We start from the raw sequence: 18,203 nt of genomic DNA on the forward strand, positions 1-18,203 counted from the left end.
CCCGCGTTTTGACGGGCCGCGGGGCATGGACCCAAGACGCGCCTCCGCTTAAAGCGGAGGCATGAGCGCAGACCAGCAACAGCCCGCACGGACTTCACGGCGGGGTCGGCCGCCACGGTCCGAAGGCCCCGCGCTCGACCGCGCGCGGCTGATCGCAACGCTGCTGGATATGGCGCGATCCGACGGGATCGAGGCGCTCAACATCCGACCTGTCGCGCAGCGGCTGGGTGTGTCCCCGCGCCTGCTCTACCATCATGTCCGCGACAAGGAGGCGATGCTCGCCCTGCTGACGGACGAGATATTGCGCGGCCGGATGCCTGACCTGTCGGCGCCCGACTGGGAAAGCCGCCTGCGCAGCATCGCCCGTGCGGTGCACATGGCCTATCGGGATTTTCCGGGCTCCGCCGCCTTCATCCTGTCGCGCAGCGCGAACCGGCTGGAGCAGCCCAATGCGCTGACGATCCGCCGCGCCATATTCGAGGCGCTGGCCGAGGCCGGGCTGACGCAACAGCAAAGCGACGAGATGCTGGTGATCTTCTCCGTCATCGTGCTGGGGAACGTCGTCGTGTCGGAAAGCCTGGACGACAATGACAACCGGCTGGCGATGCAGCGCAATGTCGTGGAAGCCGCCCTCACCCGCGCGACCGACATGCTGCTCACCGCAATCCGTGCCGTCGCGGGAGCAGCCTGAGCTCCAGCCTCAGATTCAGCCCCAGATTCAGCCGAGGTCGGCGATGGACCGGACGGGGCGATCGATCCCGTCCCACGCGCAATGAGCGGCGTGCATCCGGTCGAGCGATGCCTCCATTGCGGTAGAAATTTCCATCAGTTCGACATAGCCGCCATTGCCTCCGCGGGTATCGAACAACGCGAAACGCTCGCCCGACGGCATCTGGCCGCTGAAGGCCATGGCATAGCCTTCGCCCGTCAATCGCTCAACGCCGTCGTCATAGGGAATGCGCAGCATGACATGGTGATACCCCTCGCCATGACGGTCGAGCATTTCGGTGAAGACCGAAGGTCCGTCATTGGTCTGCTGGAGCAGTTCGATCAGCAATCCGCCGGAAAAGCCGAACGCCACCTTCATCGCCACCTGCGTTGGCGCGCCGCGATAGATCTGGCCCGGCAGCACGGGCACGTCGAACACGAAAAACGGCCCCGCGCCCATGACCCGCGTCCAGTGATCCAAGGCACGCTCCATGTCGCGCACCACCTGGCACAGTTCCAGTATAGAGCCCTTGGGCTGCATCATGCGTCTCCCCAGGTCTCGGCGTGAGTCCGCAGGCCATGCTGGCGCGCGCGGTCCCGCAATTGCCGCCCCCGCGCGGCGATGTCGACCCGGAGCACCCTTGCGTCCAAGTCGCGATCAATGGCCGCAAGATCGATGACGCGCACGTCGCGGATGAAGCAGGCGGGATCGGCGCCGTCGGGTACGCCCTGCCAGCGCAGCAGCATCCACCCTTGTTCAAGGCCTGCCGTATCGACCCAGTTGGCGATGCCCGGATCAACGCCGGCCAACACATAGCTGATCGTGCCATCGGCCCCCGGCGTAACCTGAGCGCTGTTGAGGCTGACAAGGCGCAGCATCGGATCGGGCGAGATGGTCCACGGATCGGCGATCTGGATACCGGTATAATAGCTGCCCGCCGGATCGATCGTCACCAGCAACCCCTGCCCTTCCCCCAGGGCGAAACGCCCGCCAGCCAGATAGCCCCAGCCCCCGTCGCGGCCATTGGGTCCGATCAGCCGGTTGGGTTCGGGATGACCGAGAAAATCATTCTTGAACCCCGACCAGAAGGCGACCCAGGCTGGCAGGTCGGCGACGATGGTCCGGGCGATCTCCTCCTCGTCGCGCGGGCGGTGGCCGGAGGGCGGATCCAGGCGACGGACGCTGACCTGCGCCGGCACCTGCCGCCAGTCGCGCTGACTGTCGCGGGTATAGACCTGAATCCGTGCGCCCGGCTCGGTCCGTAAATGGGTTGCGCCGCCCTCCTGCTGGCTGACCGTCACCGTCACCCTACTTTCGGCGTCGCAAAAGGGCTTCAGTTGCTGGAGCGTCAGCGCGCCCAGATTGCGTCCCAGTCCCGCATGATGCGCGGGCTCGACCTCGGCCACGATGCTGAACTGCGGCGGATCGGCGGAAAAGCGGATGTCGACGGCATAGCGCCCGTCGCCGTCGATTGGAATTTCGCGGTTGAAATTGTCGGGATTGTCGATCGCCACCGCCGCGCCCGGATAGATATGGCCGAACCAGCGCCGCGGGGCGTTGCTGATATTCCACACGACCCGGGGATCGGCGGGATCGCCATTGGCTTCGCGCATGGCCAGTCCCAGCACCCACTGATCAAGCGCCCGATCCAGCCCCAACCGTCCGTCGAGCGCGCCTGCGAGCGGGTCCGCGAGCAGCATGAGACGCGCTTCTTCGCGCGCGGCACGGATGTCAGGCCGTTCGATGAGGCGCAGCGCCAGCTTTTCCGCCGCTGCCTGATCGTCGGTCCAGAGGGGGTTCGCGGTCATGAAATGGTCCCCACCCGGCCGCCTTCGGTGAAGATGGTGCTGCCGGTCGTGTAGCTGGAACCATCCCCCGCCAGCAAGATCGCTGCGCCGACCGCCTCGTCCGCCGCGCCGAAACGCTTGATCGCGTTGCGCTCGGCAAGGCCCAGCCCTTTGTGGATCGCGGCCTCCTGCCCGTCCGGGCTCATCGATCCGACGCACAGGCAGTTGATCCTGGTGTGCGGCGCCTGCGTCTTGGCCAACTCGCGCACCAGGAAAAGAAGCGCCGCCTTCGACACGCCATAGGCGACGGCGGGCGGGATCGGCGTGAAGCCGCCGCAGCTCTGGACCGAAATGATGCTGCCCTTGCCATGCGCCTTCATATCGGCCTCCGTCAGTTCGGTCAGACGCCAGGTCGCCATGACGTTGACGTCCATCGCCGTCTTCCAGACTTCATCCGTGTTCGCCCAGAGCCCGCCATCTGCGGCATAGACGACGCCCGCCGCCGCATTGTTGAACACGATGTGGATGGGACCGAAGGCGGCGCGCGCCCCCGCCACCAGCCGTTCAAGATCGCCCTTCTCGCCCGCGTCGGCGGCGATGGCGATCGCCCGGCCGCCGTCGCGAGCGTTGATCTCTGCCGCGATCCGGTCGAGCCGGTCCTGCGAGCGGGCCGAGAGAACCACGTTGGCGCCCAATTCGGCATAGGCCTTGGCGACATGTTCGCCGACGCCCGGCCCGACCCCGGTCAGAATGGCGGTGCGCCCGTCGAGGCGGAAACGGTCGAGAACACTCATGCTGGATACTCCAGAAGATCGGGGGTCAGGCGCGGTCGAACAGATGGCCGTAGCGCGCATAATAGTCGGCGAGCCGTTCATGCACCTCGCCCGGATCGATGCCGAACTGGTCGGGGCTGTGCCTGTGCTTGCCGAGGCGGCTGGCGGCGGGATTGTTCGTCAGGAACTCCACGATGCGGTCACGATGGGGGTCGGTGAAGGGCAGGCCGAACCGGTCATAGATGCGCTCAATCGTCGTCATCGGGTCAGCGACGATATCGCGATGGGCGAGGTCCAGGATGCGGCCCTCGATCGCCGTATCGTTGGCACGGGCCTGCGTCGCTCGCGCCAACCCCGCGCACCAGGTATCGACGACCGAGCGGCCGATCGCCTGAAGATCATTGGCGCCGCCCACCGCCGCCAGGAAGCCGGCGATCATGCTCGACAGCGAAGAAAGGGTCAGCACCGGATCGCGATGCGTCCACACCAGCATCGCGCCCGGATAGGTTTCCACCAAGCCCGGCAGGTCCATGAGATGCTGCGGCGATTTCAGCGTCCAACGGCCCCTTGGCCCTTTCCACTGGAAGTGCTGGAGCATCCGCTTATGGGTGCGATATTGCCCTTCTGGCACGACGTCCTGCAGCCATCGGGCAAAGGCGGGCACGCCCAGTTCGGCCGGGAAATTGGTGCTGGCGAAATGCAGCATCATGCCATGGTTGCACTCGCCCGGCTGGGTGCAGTCCATCCGCTGGATGTCGGCCAGTTGCGGCGCGTGCTTCAGCCAGTTTTCATAGATGGCCTGCACCTGCGCGATGCGCGGATCGCTGTCGAAACTGGATATTTCCGGCGTCGGCCAGGGGATATACCATTCCCATTCGCGCGGCGCCCGGGCCGCCGGATCGAGGCAAAGCAGGTCGTAGGTGATCGTCGTCCCGGTGCGCGGCAGGCCGCAGACGATCAGCGGGTCGCCCACATCCTGCGCCACGATGTCAGGATGCAGCCGTTCGTCTTCGGCGAAGCGCAGCCGGGTCGCGAGCAGGCCGACGATTTTGCGATGCGCGGTCTCGCGTAACTGGGCCGGCGGGTCCATCGCCTCGACGGCATCGACCAGCCGGCGAAAGCCGGTCATGAAGGACTGGTCAGGTCCGAAGTCCGACAGGCCGGTCGCGGCGCGCGCTTCCGCGATCAGCGCCTCTGCGGAAAGCGGCGCGCGCTCTGCGACAGCGCTGCTCATGAATGCCCTTCGACCGGTTGCTGCCGCATGACTCACCTCTCCATATGATTATTCCACACTGTATATTTATTGGACGAGGGGTCGGTCAAGCGGGCAAATCGCGTTTATAAGCAGCGAGCCGTTTTCAGGCCGCCTTGTCTTCCACCGGCGTCAGATTCTTCATGAAGGCCACGAAATCCGGTCCGAGTTCCGGGAGAGGCAATCCCAGCTTTTCCGCCAGATAAAGGGTCATGAAATTATCGTTGAGCGACTTGTTGGTGGCGGGGATGTTGCCGATGCCGACCTGCCGGTCGAACGCGCCCACCGCGACCAGCGCCATGCGAAGCGCCGCAACAATGTCATAATAATCCAGATGCCGCGCCTTGCGGCCGCTCGCCGCTTCCCAGATGGCGATCGTCTCGTCCTTGGTCGGCAGTCCCTCCAGCCGGGTAATGCCGAAGCGGCGGCCGAACAGATCGTCGAAATAGAGCCACCAGGCGAGGTCAAGCTCGGCCGGTCCCAGCGCCGCAAGCTCCCAGTCGATCAGCGCGTTGACTTGGCCGTCGGCGGAAAACATCACGTTCGACGGCGTGGGATCGCCCCACAGCACATTCACCCCCGCATCGTTTGGCATGTTGGCGCGCACATAGGCCATGGCTGCATCCACGATGGGCATGGCGCGCCCCCGTCCGGCCGCCTTGTGCCACGCTTCGAGGGCGCCGACATATTGATCAAGCCCGGGCGGCCCATTTTCCGGCTGGGCGAGAAATTCAAAGCCATCGCGCCAGTCGATCGTCGCCAGGCTGGCAAAGGCGTTGATTGCGTTGGTGAAGCTTTGCCGACGCTGCGCCGGCGTCATCTCTACCAGCCAGCCTTCGACATTATAGTTCGGCTTCTGCTTGGCGCATTCCCCTTCCACCTTGCCCATCACCAGGAAGGGCAGCCCCAGAATATCGGGGTCGAGATGCATGCCGATCCACGGCGGGACGGGCAGGTCGCCGCGCGCATCGAGCGCCGCCATCATCTTGCCCTGCAGAGCGAGGCTGCTGCCGAACACTACTTCCAGGTCCATCGGCTGACGGCGAACCACGAGCGTCTGGCTCTGCGGGCCAGCCGGATCGACATAATCGACGTCGACGAAAAAGATGTCGGCCGAAAATCCCGCACCCAGCGTCACGTTGAGCGGACGCACGCGAATGTCGCGCCATTCGGGCTTCTCGCCCGCCAGCCAGCCCTGCAGCGGCCCGGTGATGCGTTTCGGGGTCAGCAATTCCATGATTACAACCCCTTCGCCGCCAGAGCGCGCTTCAACTCAGTGACGAGCGGCCCCATATCCTTAGGCGACGAACCATGGAGCAGGATTTCATCAGCGCCGGCGTCCAGGAAGTCCATCAGTTGGTCGGCACATTGGGCGGCAGTCCCTACTGCAGCGCCTTGATCCAGCCACTCCTGCGGAATGAGGCGGCTGACATCCACCAATTCCTGCCGGGTATAGGCCTGATCCGCAGGCTTGCCGTTGAGGCTTGCGATCTTGGGATGGGCGCGGATATCTTCCAGCACCTTCTTGTCCCAACCATTGATGTCGACGATCAGGTCGCCGAAGCCGGGCAATTCGAAATAGGTGATCGCGCGGCCGCCGACGACGGCCTCCTCTTCATCCTTGGGCAGGTCCGGGGCGACGATGATATTGTGATAGATACGCACGGACATGGGATCGCGCCCGGCCTTTTCAGCCGCGTCACGCACGATCTTGGCGCTGTTTTTCACCCCCTGCGCCGATACGAAGGGATGGAGCAGCACACCGTCGCAATGTTCGCCGGCAAATTCCAGGCTCTTCGGACCAATCGCGGTAAAGATGATCGGCGGCGGCGTGCCGCCATGACGATCGGTGAGGCTGATCGCGGGAAACTTTCCCAACACGCCTTCATAATCAACCTTTTCGCCCGCCCAGAGACGCCGACAGATCGAGATCAGATCGGCCAGCCGCTCCATGGTGATGGGCGGCGAACCGAGCATCTTCATATAGGCGGGGACAGCACGCGCGAACATCATACGAAAGCGCTCGCCGCTCATCGCCTGCATCATGTCGGCGACGCTGGCGGTGACGAGCGGATGGCGCATCGTCGCATACATGGTGCCGGTGATGCGGATCTTCGACGTAGCCTCGGCCACCGCGCCCGCCAGCACCGCCGGTTCCTTGAGCGCATAGCGTTCGGAAATCCACACGCAGCCAAGGCCGATGCGCTCCGCCTCCTTCGCTTCATCAATGCCGCGACGCGGATCGTTCACGCGGCCGGGCAGGATATAGGTGCCGAACTTGTCGAAAAGCGCCCGTGCGCCCGGTTCCACCGCTTCCGTCATTCCCATGTCCTCTCAAATATATGCCGCTGCAATGCCGTCGGGAGGAGCATTGGGAACCTGTCAAACGACAGGTCCGGGGTGCACCTCGACATAGAGGCGGGTGAGCTTGAGCGCAGCGATTTTCCACTGTCCGTCCCGACGCACATAGCGTTCCCTATAATGGCCGAAACCCGTGATCGACTGGCCGCCCGGAATGGGGCATTTGCCCGGCGCCCAGACCACCCGATCCTGCACCGCCGTGATCATGTCCGCCTCGTCGCCGCGCAGGTCGATCTCCGACGAATGGATCTGATGCGCCGACCGCGCATCGATGACCGCGGAGCGCACCTGCTCCAATATGGCAGCATGCCCACTCATCGGCGGATTGCCGGTATCCTCCTCGACGTCCAGCACCGCATCGGGCGTGAACAGGGAAAGAAAGCCGTCCCAGTCCTTCGTGTCGAGAAAGCGGCAATAGCGCGCCTTCACATTGCGGATCGCCTCATAATCGAGCAGCCGGGCCAGATCGTCGCTCATTTAGTCCTCCATCACCAGATGATGCGCGTGTGCGCGCGCAGGGTGCGTTCGCGGATCGCTTCCGCGCGTGCGTCCGGCGTCACCAGCACGGTATCGGCGGGCAGATGGCTGCGCACGTCGGCCAGCTTGACCTTCTTCATCGTCGGCGTGGGCCGCTCGTCGGTGTTGAACCAGCGCCCCTGCACCGCGCCGCTGGCATAGCCCGACGTGTCGAGCCAGTTGTGGACGCCCGGGTCGCGCGCGGAAATCACGGCGCGGAAATAGCCGTCGCCATCGAGCACGGCCTGCGCCGCGTTGAGACTGGACTGGTTATGATACCAGTCGGTCGTCTCATAAAGTTCGTTTGTCAGGATCAGCGACCAGTAGTCGACCTCCTTGGGAATCTGCACCTCGGTAATCAGCGCCTCGTCATCGGCCAGTTCGTAGGCGCCCTCATAATAGGACTGCCGGGCAAGACCGGTCATCTGCGAAAAGTCGACAACTTTCAGCGTATTGATCAGTCCTTCGTCGCGCAGTTTCTGCACCTTGTCGGGAAAGGCCAGCGCGCAGACCGCCGCAGTGGCCGGGATCTCGGCGAAACGGTGCGACAGTTGCGCCAGCGTGGGGCGTCCCTTGGCGGCATGATCGGCGTCCAGGCGCACGATGCCGAAGCGCGGCTCGCGCTCGACGCCCCAGTCGCAGGCGACGATCCGGACCATCAGCTTCTCGGTCGCGGGTTTCAGCTCCCACCAGTCGCCCTCATAGCCGGTAGGCCGGGTCGGCGAGAGGATGACATCGAAACTTCCGTCGGCACCGATATGCAGGTCGTTGAAATCATTCGCATCCTGCGCGGGATGATGCTGCCCGGTGCGCAGCGTGTCCGGGCCGAGCTGCGCCAGGATCACCATCCGCGTCGTGCCGCGATCCCCCCGGATGCGATAGGTGCCGCCCTTTTCGATCAGCGCCGCCTTGTAGATGGTGTCCGCATTGGGCTGAAAGATATTTTGGCAGATGTTGAGTTCGGGCACGAAGATCGGGTGACTGCGATCATGCATGATCGCGTCGTTGGTCGTGCGCAACACGCCCGACAGCAGCAGCCGCATCGATTCCTGCATGACGCGGGGATCGCTGCGCAGCCTTTCCGGGATACGATCACGCATCAACTGGCCCAGCGGACGAAGCTGGTCGAGCAGATCTTCCCATTCGAAAATGCCGTTGTTGCTCATCTCATTCTCCACCCTATTCTTCCGGTTGACGGCGGACGCCCCGGCGATCCCGCCCGACAGCAAAAGCCCGGCGAGGACGGCTGGCAGTCCCGTGCAGATTTCCCGCCTAGTCTGTGGCAAGCAATTGCCTCAGCGCAGCACGCCGCTGCGCGTCGACGCCGGCCGCCTCGAAATAGCCTTCAATACCGCCCCATCGCGTCGCGACCATATCGAGTGCGCTCAGGAGGAAATCATCCTGCACGCCGATCAGGATGGCCACCATGTCGTCGGGCGGCACGAAACCGAAGGTCTTTTCCAGATCGCGCTTGAGATGACCCGACACGCGCAGATTCTGGCCGAATATGTCGGACTTGCGATAATCCTCCATGATCACGGGACGCGGCACGGCGAGCAGGTCGAGGAACAAGGCGATGACGACGCCGGTCCGATCCTTGCCTGCCGTGCAATGCACCAGCATCGGCGTGTCCTGCGCCAGCAACGCATCGACCATCCGCGACAGATGCGGCAGAAAGGCCTGCGGCATGAGGCCGTAATTGTGCGTCATCACCTCGACGGCGCGCGCGGCGGTCGGCTCGCGACCGAGCGACAGCCACATGTCCTCGCCCTGCGCGCGCAGGTCGGTATTCATGTCGAGGTCGAGCATATGGCAATCCGGGCCGCACCAGCCATGGGGCGCGGCGTCCCTCTCGATCGTGGATCGGAGGTCCGCCACCGAGCGAAAGCCCAGATCCGACAGCTCTGCATGATGATCCTCGAAGAAACTCGCCGGCCCTTCGGAGCGGAACAGGATGCCGGACCGGACCTGCCCTCCCCCCGCGGTCGGCAGGCCGCCTATGTCGCGGAAATTGAGGCGGGACAGGGCGATGGTCATGCAGTCAGTCCTTCACGGGCGGATAGGCAGGGACGACGGCACGCATCTGCGCCAGCAGGTCGGGCGCCATCCAGACATGCTCGACATAATGGCCCAGCGTCGCGCGCTCGTCGGTGTAGATATAGCGCAGCGAGTCGCCCAGCGCGCCTTCGAACACGACCGGGTGCCGCGTCAGGTCGAGGGAAGCGACATGGGCGTCCCAATGCTCCAGCGGTCCGTCGATCCGGGTCGCGACATGATGGAAGCGGATGGCCAGATCGTCTCCCTCCGGCAGAAAATCGCTGAACAGGGGGGCCGTGTCGCCCACCGGCTCGATCAGTTCGATCTCCACGCCATTGACGTTCGCCAGCGCGATATTCAGCACTGGCTTGCCGACGGGGTCTTCACCCGGCTGAACGTTCGAAAATTCGAAGAAGGCCGGCGTGCCATAAGCATCCTTGAGCGTGGCCATCGCCGCGTCAAGATTGTTGGTGACATAGGCCACCTGGCAGTGCTGGCTGTTGGGCCGGGCGAACATGCATATCTCCTGTAATATCGACAGTCAGGCCGTAAAGGCCCGGCGCGGCACCTGCCGCTCGGTCAGTTGGCGGACATCTTGCCGCCGTCCACAACCAGCGTGTCGCCGGTGTGGTAAGCCGCCATGTCGCTCGCCAGATAGACGACCGCGCCTTCCAGATCGGCCGGCTTGCCCGCCCGCCCGAGCGGGGCCTTGGCGGCCACGACATCCGCGATCATCCTGCCGACCTCCGGATCGGCGAACGTCATTTCGGTTTCGATGAAGCCCGGCGCGATGACGTTGCAGCGCACCCCGATCGGACCAAGTTCGGCCGCCAGCGCCTTGGCCAGCGCATTCAGCGCGCCCTTGGCGATGCCGTAATGGGCCATGGTCGGCACGCCCTGGAAGATCGAGCCGCTGCCGCAGATGATCAGCGAACCGCCAGGGTCGCCGGCTTCCGCGCGCGCCTTCATGTGCCGCGCGCCCTCCCGCAGTGTGAAGACGGCGCCGTCGAGATTCACGTCGATCAGCTTGCGATAGGTGGCGACGTCCATGTCGGTGAACGGCACCCGGCTGGCAATGCCGGCATTGGCGACCACCGTGTCGACCCGGCCCATGGCATCGAGCGCGCGGGCGAAGCCGGCGACGATCGCGGGCTCGCTGGACACATCGACGACATCGGCGAAGACCCGCACCCCATGCGCGCGCAATGCGGCGGCCGCCTCTTCATTCTTGTCGGCGCGCCGCCCCCAGAGAATGACGTCGCTGCCGGCACGGGCGAGACCGCGAGCAAAGCCGAAACCCAGCCCCGAGTTGGCGCCCGTGACCAGCGCCACCTTGCCGCTCAGATCGAACAGATTTTCCGGCATCTCCATTCTCCCGATGGCCGCTCGAACGGCGGCGGCGCTTTGGCCCGACATTGCTGGCGACCGGACCGATGAACAAGCGGCACAAGTTTCGCGATCGTGCCAATGCCATCGCGAAACGGCCCCGGCTTCAATGCATCACGCCCTCTCGGAATTGCCGCGGGGTCAGTCCGGTCGCCTTGCGGAAGGCGGCCGAAAAGGCGGCCGCGCTGTCGAAACCGCAATCCCAGGCGATGACCTTGATCGCCGGACTGGCCTGACGCAGCAACTGCTTCGCCCGGTCGATCTTGCGGTCGGCGACGTAGCGGGTGAGCGTCTGTCCCGTGGCTATCTTGAACTGTCGGAAGAAATGGCGGGTGGAAAGGCCGCATTCCGCCGCCAGCTCGGCGACGGACGGGGGTTTGCCCGGCTGTTGGACGCGATCGTCGATGCGTTGAAGCTGGGTACGGGACATGCCCCCTCCCCCCTGCCGCCAGCACGCGCCGAACCGCGCAGATAGCGCTGCAATTCGATCGCGGCCTGAAGCCATATCGCCTGCGTCAGCATCTCGCTGCAAAAGCCGGGTTGCGCAATCTCCCAGGCGATGCGCCGCAGCGCCTCGCGCACAGTCGGACTGCGCACGTCGAGCGAAGCCTGCAACGCGTCGCTCGACAGGTCCGGCCCGTCAAGATCGAAGCCCATTCCGTCGAAGCCGCAACATATGGATGTCTGCTCGCCCTCGCCCCATTGTGTATGCAGTTCGCTTCGCGCCGGAACGAACAGCACGTCGCCCAGGGCGCTGGACCCGCCCTTCTCCATCCCGCCATAACCGCCGCAGGGACGCCCCGGGCGAGGAGACAGCGCTAGATCGAGAAAGCTGCGTGGCGACGAAAAGACCCCACCCTGCTGGCCGCGGAAGCGATAATGATGCAATTCCATCACGACGCCGGGCAGCGCGATCCGTCCCTGGACCGTGCATTCCATCGTCGGTGTGACGGGCAGATCATAGACCTGGGAAACAGCGTTCATCCGACCTCTCCGAACAGTTTCGCCTGCCGCGGCGCCATGGCTGCATGGCATGGCGCTTTTGCGGAGCATTTGGCGCAGCGGCGATGGCTGCGCACCTTGCCGAAGAAAGGGTCCACGCTTTTAGATGGCGCATCGAAAAGAGGAGAGAACCATGGGCAGTGCCGTGCAGGAAGAGGCCGCGCGCCGTAACATCATCGACATCACCGACCTGCATCACCCCGTGCTGACCGATGTCCAGAAGCAGGTGATCGCCGGGGCCGAGGCGGCGGCGGACCAGATCGTCCTGAAGCCGGAGGTCATTCTGGCCGCCGCGCAGGCGCAGACCGGGCTGTCGAATTTTGGGGCAGATGATTTTCGCGAACGGCTGGCCGTCTGGTGCCAGGCGGTGGACGAGGATGCCAACGCCTCTGCGGTCACGCGCGCCAATCTGTTCCAGATGATGATCCGCTTTGCCGCAACGCGCCTGCGGATCGAGGACATGGTGAAGCGCCACCCGGAGATATTGGACATTCAGATCGACCGCCCGATCATCGTCGCGGGCCTTCCCCGCTCGGGCACGACGCATCTGCTCGGCCTGCTGTCGGCCGATCGCCGCTTCCGCTCGCTGCCCTGGTGGGAAGCGATCGCGCCGGTTCCCGCCCCGGACGAAACCCCGACGGACGAGGACAGCAATCCGCGCTGGACCAAAGCGGAACAGGGCTGGCGGATGATGGAATCCATCCTGCCCTATATGGCGATCATGCACGAGTTTTCGCCCGATCATATCAGCGAGGATATCGAGCTTCAGGCCGTCGATTTCTCCTCCTATCTGATCGAATGGCTGGCGCATGTGCCGCGCTGGCGCGACTATTATCTGAGCCACGACCAGTCGGGCACCTATGCCTATCTGAAGAAGGGTCTCCAGGTTCTGACCTTCCTGAAGGGTCCGAACCGCTGGGTGATCAAGTGCCCGCAGCATATGGAGCAGTTGCCCGCTCTCTATAAGACCTTTCCCGACGCCACCTTCGTCCTGACCCATCGCGATCCGGTCGGGTCGATCCGGTCCCAGCTCACCATGTATAGCTATGCGGCGCGCATGTTCCGCAAGACAATCGATATTCAGGAGCCGCTCGGCTACTGGCCCGACCGCTATGAAAAGCTGCTCCGCGCCTGCGTGCGGGATCGCGACATCCTGCCCCCGGACCAGACGATCGACGTCTATTTTCATGACTGGATCAGAAATCCCGATCCGATCCTGAAAGAGATTTATCGCATTGCCGACATCCCGCTGACCGATGAGGCTCTGGCCGATCTGCACGACTATCTGGCCGAGCATGGCGAGCAGTCCAAGGGCAAGATCGTCTATGATCTGGAACGCGATTTCCATGTGACCGGCGAGGAATTACGCCGCCCGTTCGCTTTTTATTTCGAGCGTTTCCCGGTGCAGGTTGAGGTAAAATAGGAGAGTTCACGACCTGCCTTTCGACAGGATGGAAATCAACGACCCCTGATTAGAAGGGGGCATTGCTTTCGATTCCACCAGAGGAACGCCATGCCCGAATTGAATGTCATTACCCGTGACGGCGCACAGCAGACGATCAATGCATCCGCCGAAACCTCGGTAATGGAGGCCATACGAGATTCCGGTTTCGACGAGTTGCTGGCGCTGTGCGGCGGCTGCTGTTCCTGCGCGACATGCCATGTCTATGTCGACCCGGCCTTCGCTCAGTCCCTGCCCCCGGTAACGGACGACGAAAGCGATCTGCTGGATGGATCGCCGCACCGCAACGACTATTCGCGCCTGTCCTGTCAGGTCATGATGACGGAAGCCCTCTCGGGCCTCACGGTCACCATCGCTCCTGAAGACTGAGCATAATGCCCATCCTGAATGCATGAGAGAGGACTATCGTGGCCTGGAAAGAAGATATTCGTGAACAGCTCGACGTGTCGGATTCGACCGTACTGACCGACAAGCAGAAGCAGATGGTCAAGCATTGGACCGACCTTCAGGAAACCCTGAACGCCGGCGATTTTGACGGCATGGATCGGTTTTTCCATCCCGATTTCCGGTACGGCAACCCCAACCGGCCGGATCTGGGCACCTATGAACAGTGGAAGACGTCGCCGGTCGCGCTCTACAAGACCTTCTTCCCCGCGGCCTACAAGACCATCGACGCGGTCGGCAAGGGCGACGACGAAATCTGGATCTACGCCACCCACTACTGCAAGCATGTCGGCGGCCCCTATATGGGCGTGCAGCCGACCGGCAACGAGTTTCAGGTCAACTGGTTCTCGATCGTCAAGTTCAAGGACGACAAGATCGTCAGCATCTTCAGCATTTCCGACGTGCTGACCATGCTGAAGGACATCGGCGTGGTGGAAGTCCCCCAGCCGGTCGATCCCTACAAATAAGCAGATACTCTACTGTTCTTCTTCCGCTCCGGTCAGGCGACCGGCGGAAGGAGGGCAGCGAGCAGGAAGGCGGCCAGCCTGTCCGCATGTTCGGCGGCATGGACATCATCCACTTCCCGCCCGGCCCCCAGCCTTTCCTGCATCGGCACGGCGCAGAAATAATAGCCGACCCCCTGCACCAGCAGCGCCATCAACGCGGCCGTCGATAACCCATGAACCGGCCGCTGGAGCCGCACCGCGTCGAGCAGGCCGTCGAGCCGTCGCTGGAACGGCAGCACGAATTGTTCGACGATATGGTCCAGCCGCCAGGTCGAACGGCAACCTTCCACATTGGTCAGCGCCACGATGTCGCCGTTGTCCGTCGCCCACAGGCAGAAACGCTGGATCAGGTGGCGCAGCCGAACCTCGGGATCGGCCGGTTCGTCAAAGGCGGCTTCGACGAAGGGCGAGGCCTGCGCCATACGCCAGTCGACCGCGCGTATCCACAGATCCTCCTTCCGGCCAAACCGGACATTCAGCAGATTGTGGCTAACCCCGAGCCGCTTGGACAGGTCGCGCAATGTCGTAGCTTCGTAGCCGCGCTCAGCGAAGGTCGCGAATGCAAGGGCCAGCAGCTTGTCCTCGTCTAAGGCATGGGCGGCATTGAGGGCGGGACGGCCACGAGTGCGCTGGGGACGGTCGAGCATCAGCATGTCCATAGTGAAAAGACGTTGACATATAAATTGTCATCCGTCAATTTAATAGAAAGGAGAGTGGATAGCGCTATGAGTCTCGATTCTGATCTTTGGTGGGCTGTCGCCCGGTCCGAGGAAGTGACCTCCCAAAAGCCGCTTTCCGTCGATATCGGCGATCAGCCGGTGGTGCTGTGGCGCGACAATCAGGGTATCGCCCGCGCGCTGGAGGATCGCTGCCCGCATCGTCGCGCGCCTCTGTCGCTCGGCTGCATCCGCGACAACGGCCAGATCCAGTGCGGCTATCATGGCTGGAGCTATGACGGTGAAACCGGACGGCTCAAAGAAATTCCGAACATGAAGGATCAGCAGAAATTTCCGCCGATCTACAAGGCCAATGCCTTTGCGGTAACCGAACAGGCCGGCTTCGTGCGGGTCTGCCTCAATCCCAAGGCGCAGGCGCCGCTCAGCGCCGACCCGAAATATACCTATGTCGGCACGGTCAACGTCAGTTGCAGCCATCAGGAATATTTGAACGCTCTCTATGATGACCCCAGCCTGATCCTGTCGGTCCGCGGTGTCCGCTTCAGCCCCTATCTGATGTCGGAACTGCACGAGGAAAACGGCCTGCTGGTGATGGAGCGCAACTGTCAGTGGCATCCGCTGCATTGGCCGTCGCATTTCGTGGCTGAATTTCCGCTCACCCTGCTGACGCGAACCCATCCGCTGACCGGCGAAACGCAACTGACGTTGCGAGACGACCAGTTCAACGATCTGCTCCACGCCGTCCTCTCGCCCGTGCCTTCGGCGCGGGGGGTGACCGCCGTCCGCTGGCGGGCCGAACTGGGCGTGCGCCATCCGGGCGTGCGCGGCGCCGTGCTGCGCGGGATCAACCCGCTGTCGGTGCACGCGTCGATCGACGGATCGAAATTGCGCGCCACCAAGCCCACCGTTTCGCTGCACGGCGAGGATTTGCGCAAGGCGATGCTGGAAACCAAGCCAGCGACCCATGATCAGACCGTAGCGGCCTGAAGGAGGAATTGAAGATGCTCGAAACCGCCGATCGTCCCGTTTCGCACGACGATAATTCCGCCGCGCCATCGGGTGGCAGCCCGATCGCGCTGAACGCCATCAACCGCTGGGTGCCGCATAATCTGGTGATGCGCGACAGCTGGTTTCCGGTAGCGCATGATTATTCCGTGACTGGCAAGCCCGTCCGTCGCGCCGTCTATTCGCACCCCATCTTCCTGTGGCGCGACAATGGCGTCGCCGTGGCGAGCGAGTTCCATCCCAATGAGCGGATCACCCGCGACAAGAGCGAATTCACCAACGCCCAGGGCCGCTATCCGGTGATGGAGCATTATGGCGTCGTCTGGGTATGGTTCGGCAATCCGCTGGCCGCCGATCCCCGCCATTTGCCCAGCCTGCCCTTCCTCCCGCCCAAGGGCGGCCTGCCGCGCCACATGACCGCGACCGTCCGCTTTGAAAGCTCAGCGCCAATCAGCTTGGAAAACCTGATCGACCTGACCCATGCCGATTTCCTGCACGCCGACGTCGTTGGGGACGAACGGTCGGACAGCGAGACGGTGGAAACCTTCTACGACAGCGAGACCGTCACGATGGTCCGCACCTGCGTCAACAAGTCGGTCGCGCCGGTGATGAAGTTCTTCAGCGGCATCAAGCAGCCGACCCAGAATGTGCGGCAGGTGATCCGCATCTATCTGCGTTCGCACTGCGCCATCGCCTATGGCCGGTTCAGCCCCGGCGACGATGTGCCTCTGTTCCACCCCTGCACGCCCGAAACGCGGGATCGTACGCGGATGGAAATGGTCATGAACACGTCCAATGCGGGGTTGATGTTCCGCCATGTCATGCCCAAGGCGGGCTACAAGGTGTCGCGGCAGGACAGCTATATGACGTCCCCGCAAAGCCCGCGCTACATGCGCCACACCGACCGCAAGGATTTGCACAGCAAGTTCGACCAGGCCGGGCAGCGCTATCGCATGGCGATGATGGAGTTGGCGGACCGGCAGGCGAAGGGCGATTTCGACTATCGTGACAATGTCAGCGCTGATTGCAGCGACATCATCGGCCTGCGCAAGGAACTGTTCCAGTTCTGATCTGATCTCCCCCATGGGCGGACGGCAGCGTCCGCTCTTTTTTCTTTTTTGGAGACGCCATGTCCACGCTCGTCAATGCCGTCGGCGGCGAACGCCGCTGGTGGGCCGTCATGCCTACCCTGCCCGCCTCCGCCATGGCGGGGATCGGCCAGCAGATGGAACAGGCGGGTTTCGAGGGCTGCTTCTCGCTCCAGATTTACGGGCCGCCCTTCGTGCCGATGGCCGCCACCGCCGCACTGACGAACAGCCTGAAGGTTGGCACGGGCGTCGCCATCGCGGGAACGCGCAGTCCGGTGGAGACCGCTTATGCGGCGATGGATGTCGATCGCATTTCCAATGGCCGTTTCGTGCTGGGCCTGGGCTCCAGCATCAAGAGCTGCGTCACGGGCATGTATGGGGAGCCGGAACGCAAGCTGCTGTCGCACCTGCGCGAAAGCATCAAGGTGATCCGCTATGTCATCGCCAATGCGCATAAGGGTCTCGATCCGATCGCGGGGGAATATTTCTCCGCCGATTTCGAAGAGATGATGCTGACCGCCCCGCCGGTGCGGGAGGAAATCCCGATCTGGATCGCAGCGCTGCAGGAAAAGATGACCGCGCTTGCGCTGGAGGTTGGCGATGGCCTGATGGTCCACGCGCTCTGGTCGGCCGCCTATACCAGGAGCCGACTGCCCTTCATCACCGATACGCTAGCGAAATATGGCCGCAAGCGCGAGGATATCGAAATCAACGCGTGGCCGTGGATCGCGGTCAACGACGACAAGCAGAAGGCGATCGACGATAGTCGCGCCACCGTTGCGGCTTATTCCGGCTACAAGGAATATGAACCCTTCTTCGAGGCGATCGGCTTTGGCGATCAGGCCCGCGCTTGCCAGCTCAGCCTGGGCGAGCATGGCGACATCGCAAAGGTCATCGGCAATGTATCCGACGAGATGGTCGAAGCCTTCGTAACCTGCGGGCCGGTGGACGAAGTGCTCGAAAAGATCGAGCCGTTCTGGGACGTGGTGGATTCACTCTGCCCGATGACGCCCTATCGGGATCTCACCATGGAGCAGTTGACCGACTATAATGCGGGCCTGTTCAAGCTGGTGGCGACCGCCCGGGCGGGCGCAGGCATGGTTGCCGAACCGGCGTAGCAGCCTGCGGCGCTCTCAGGAATTGAAACGGCAGAAGCCGGGATCGGGATATTCCTGATCCCGCCTTCTGCCGTTCACAC

21 protein-coding genes are annotated in these 18,203 nt (G+C 63.4%); 7 read left to right on the plus strand and 14 right to left on the minus strand.

Annotation, left to right across the window (positions count from 1 at the left end):
• Nucleotides 1-61: 61 nt before the first annotated feature.
• Nucleotides 62-691, plus strand: coding sequence for a TetR/AcrR family transcriptional regulator (locus CJD35_RS15365; protein WP_017180962.1), 630 nt, complete (start codon nucleotides 62-64; stop codon nucleotides 689-691).
• 27 nt (nucleotides 692-718) lie between these two features.
• On the opposite strand, the gene CJD35_RS15370 is transcribed toward CJD35_RS15365, so the two are convergent.
• The 13 genes from CJD35_RS15370 to CJD35_RS15425 form a co-directional block, all read right to left on the minus strand.
• Nucleotides 719-1,252 (minus strand): VOC family protein, encoded by a 534-nt coding sequence (locus CJD35_RS15370; RefSeq protein ID WP_017180961.1) that lies wholly within the window; start codon nucleotides 1,250-1,252, stop codon nucleotides 719-721.
• A complete protein-coding gene (locus CJD35_RS15375; protein ID WP_017180960.1) occupies nucleotides 1,249-2,517 on the minus strand; it encodes a hypothetical protein in 1,269 nt (422 codons plus the stop codon). The genes CJD35_RS15370 and CJD35_RS15375 overlap by 4 nt, the downstream gene beginning before the upstream one ends.
• Nucleotides 2,514-3,290 (minus strand): SDR family NAD(P)-dependent oxidoreductase, encoded by a 777-nt coding sequence (locus tag CJD35_RS15380; RefSeq protein ID WP_009823710.1) that lies wholly within the window; start codon nucleotides 3,288-3,290, stop codon nucleotides 2,514-2,516. The genes CJD35_RS15375 and CJD35_RS15380 overlap by 4 nt, the downstream gene beginning before the upstream one ends.
• 25 nt (nucleotides 3,291-3,315) lie before the next feature.
• Nucleotides 3,316-4,503 (minus strand): sulfotransferase family protein, encoded by a 1,188-nt coding sequence (locus CJD35_RS15385; RefSeq protein ID WP_017180959.1) that lies wholly within the window; start codon nucleotides 4,501-4,503, stop codon nucleotides 3,316-3,318.
• A gap of 124 nt (nucleotides 4,504-4,627) precedes the next feature.
• Nucleotides 4,628-5,758, minus strand: coding sequence for a phosphotransferase family protein (locus CJD35_RS15390; RefSeq protein ID WP_017180958.1), 1,131 nt, complete (start codon nucleotides 5,756-5,758; stop codon nucleotides 4,628-4,630).
• Between the two features lie 2 nt (nucleotides 5,759-5,760).
• Nucleotides 5,761-6,849 (minus strand): TIGR03857 family LLM class F420-dependent oxidoreductase, encoded by a 1,089-nt coding sequence (locus tag CJD35_RS15395; RefSeq protein WP_244917288.1) that lies wholly within the window; start codon nucleotides 6,847-6,849, stop codon nucleotides 5,761-5,763.
• Nucleotides 6,850-6,903: 54 nt separating this feature from the next.
• Nucleotides 6,904-7,359 (minus strand): nuclear transport factor 2 family protein, encoded by a 456-nt coding sequence (locus CJD35_RS15400; RefSeq protein WP_017180956.1) that lies wholly within the window; start codon nucleotides 7,357-7,359, stop codon nucleotides 6,904-6,906.
• 11 nt (nucleotides 7,360-7,370) lie between these two features.
• The gene (locus CJD35_RS15405; RefSeq protein WP_241763556.1) at nucleotides 7,371-8,684 is read right to left on the minus strand and encodes a DUF1214 domain-containing protein; all 1,314 of its coding nucleotides are present in this window, start codon (nucleotides 8,682-8,684) and stop codon (nucleotides 7,371-7,373) included.
• Nucleotides 8,671-9,435 carry a tyrosine-protein phosphatase gene (locus CJD35_RS15410; RefSeq protein ID WP_017180954.1) on the minus strand — a complete coding sequence of 255 codons (765 nt, stop codon included), beginning with the start codon at nucleotides 9,433-9,435 and terminating at the stop codon, nucleotides 8,671-8,673. The genes CJD35_RS15405 and CJD35_RS15410 overlap by 14 nt, the downstream gene beginning before the upstream one ends.
• 4 nt (nucleotides 9,436-9,439) lie before the next feature.
• Nucleotides 9,440-9,952: a VOC family protein gene (locus CJD35_RS15415; protein ID WP_017180953.1), complete on the minus strand. Its 513-nt coding sequence runs from the start codon at nucleotides 9,950-9,952 to the stop codon at nucleotides 9,440-9,442.
• Nucleotides 9,953-10,014: 62 nt separating this feature from the next.
• Nucleotides 10,015-10,806, minus strand: a complete 792-nt coding sequence (locus tag CJD35_RS15420) for an SDR family NAD(P)-dependent oxidoreductase (RefSeq protein ID WP_017180952.1) — start codon at nucleotides 10,804-10,806, stop codon at nucleotides 10,015-10,017.
• A 121-nt stretch (nucleotides 10,807-10,927) separates the two neighbouring features.
• Nucleotides 10,928-11,227: a helix-turn-helix transcriptional regulator gene (locus CJD35_RS23090; protein WP_244917312.1), complete on the minus strand. Its 300-nt coding sequence runs from the start codon at nucleotides 11,225-11,227 to the stop codon at nucleotides 10,928-10,930.
• Nucleotides 11,125-11,805: a hypothetical protein gene (locus CJD35_RS15425; protein ID WP_244917289.1), complete on the minus strand. Its 681-nt coding sequence runs from the start codon at nucleotides 11,803-11,805 to the stop codon at nucleotides 11,125-11,127. Before CJD35_RS15425 ends, CJD35_RS23090 begins: the two co-directional genes overlap by 103 nt.
• A gap of 151 nt (nucleotides 11,806-11,956) precedes the next feature.
• On the opposite strand from CJD35_RS15425, the gene CJD35_RS15430 reads away from it, so the two are divergent.
• The 3 genes from CJD35_RS15430 (at nucleotide 11,957) to CJD35_RS15440 (ending at nucleotide 14,196) form a co-directional block, all read left to right on the plus strand.
• Entirely contained in the window at nucleotides 11,957-13,246 is a 1,290-nt protein-coding gene (locus tag CJD35_RS15430; RefSeq protein WP_017180950.1) for a sulfotransferase family protein, read from the plus strand.
• Nucleotides 13,247-13,336: 90 nt separating this feature from the next.
• Nucleotides 13,337-13,654 (plus strand): 2Fe-2S iron-sulfur cluster-binding protein, encoded by a 318-nt coding sequence (locus CJD35_RS15435; protein WP_017180949.1) that lies wholly within the window; start codon nucleotides 13,337-13,339, stop codon nucleotides 13,652-13,654.
• Between the two features lie 38 nt (nucleotides 13,655-13,692).
• Nucleotides 13,693-14,196 (plus strand): ester cyclase, encoded by a 504-nt coding sequence (locus CJD35_RS15440; RefSeq protein ID WP_017180948.1) that lies wholly within the window; start codon nucleotides 13,693-13,695, stop codon nucleotides 14,194-14,196.
• 32 nt (nucleotides 14,197-14,228) lie between these two features.
• On the opposite strand, the gene CJD35_RS15445 is transcribed toward CJD35_RS15440, so the two are convergent.
• On the minus strand, nucleotides 14,229-14,882 hold the full coding sequence (locus CJD35_RS15445) for a TetR/AcrR family transcriptional regulator (protein WP_241763555.1): 654 nt from the start codon (nucleotides 14,880-14,882) through the stop codon (nucleotides 14,229-14,231).
• Nucleotides 14,883-14,960: 78 nt separating this feature from the next.
• On the opposite strand from CJD35_RS15445, the gene CJD35_RS15450 reads away from it, so the two are divergent.
• From CJD35_RS15450 to CJD35_RS15460, 3 genes are read left to right on the plus strand one after another with little or no spacing between them, the layout of a single operon-like run.
• Complete coding sequence (locus CJD35_RS15450) at nucleotides 14,961-15,899, plus strand: Rieske (2Fe-2S) protein (protein ID WP_017180946.1); 939 nt, start codon at nucleotides 14,961-14,963, stop codon at nucleotides 15,897-15,899.
• A gap of 14 nt (nucleotides 15,900-15,913) precedes the next feature.
• Nucleotides 15,914-16,987 carry an aromatic ring-hydroxylating dioxygenase subunit alpha gene (locus CJD35_RS15455; RefSeq protein WP_017180945.1) on the plus strand — a complete coding sequence of 358 codons (1,074 nt, stop codon included), beginning with the start codon at nucleotides 15,914-15,916 and terminating at the stop codon, nucleotides 16,985-16,987.
• A 59-nt stretch (nucleotides 16,988-17,046) separates the two neighbouring features.
• The gene (locus CJD35_RS15460; protein ID WP_017180944.1) at nucleotides 17,047-18,123 is read left to right on the plus strand and encodes an LLM class flavin-dependent oxidoreductase; all 1,077 of its coding nucleotides are present in this window, start codon (nucleotides 17,047-17,049) and stop codon (nucleotides 18,121-18,123) included.
• Nucleotides 18,124-18,203 lie beyond the last annotated feature (80 nt).

It is taken from the genome of Sphingobium xenophagum, assembly GCF_002288285.1.
GTDB lineage: Bacteria > Pseudomonadota > Alphaproteobacteria > Sphingomonadales > Sphingomonadaceae > Sphingobium > Sphingobium xenophagum.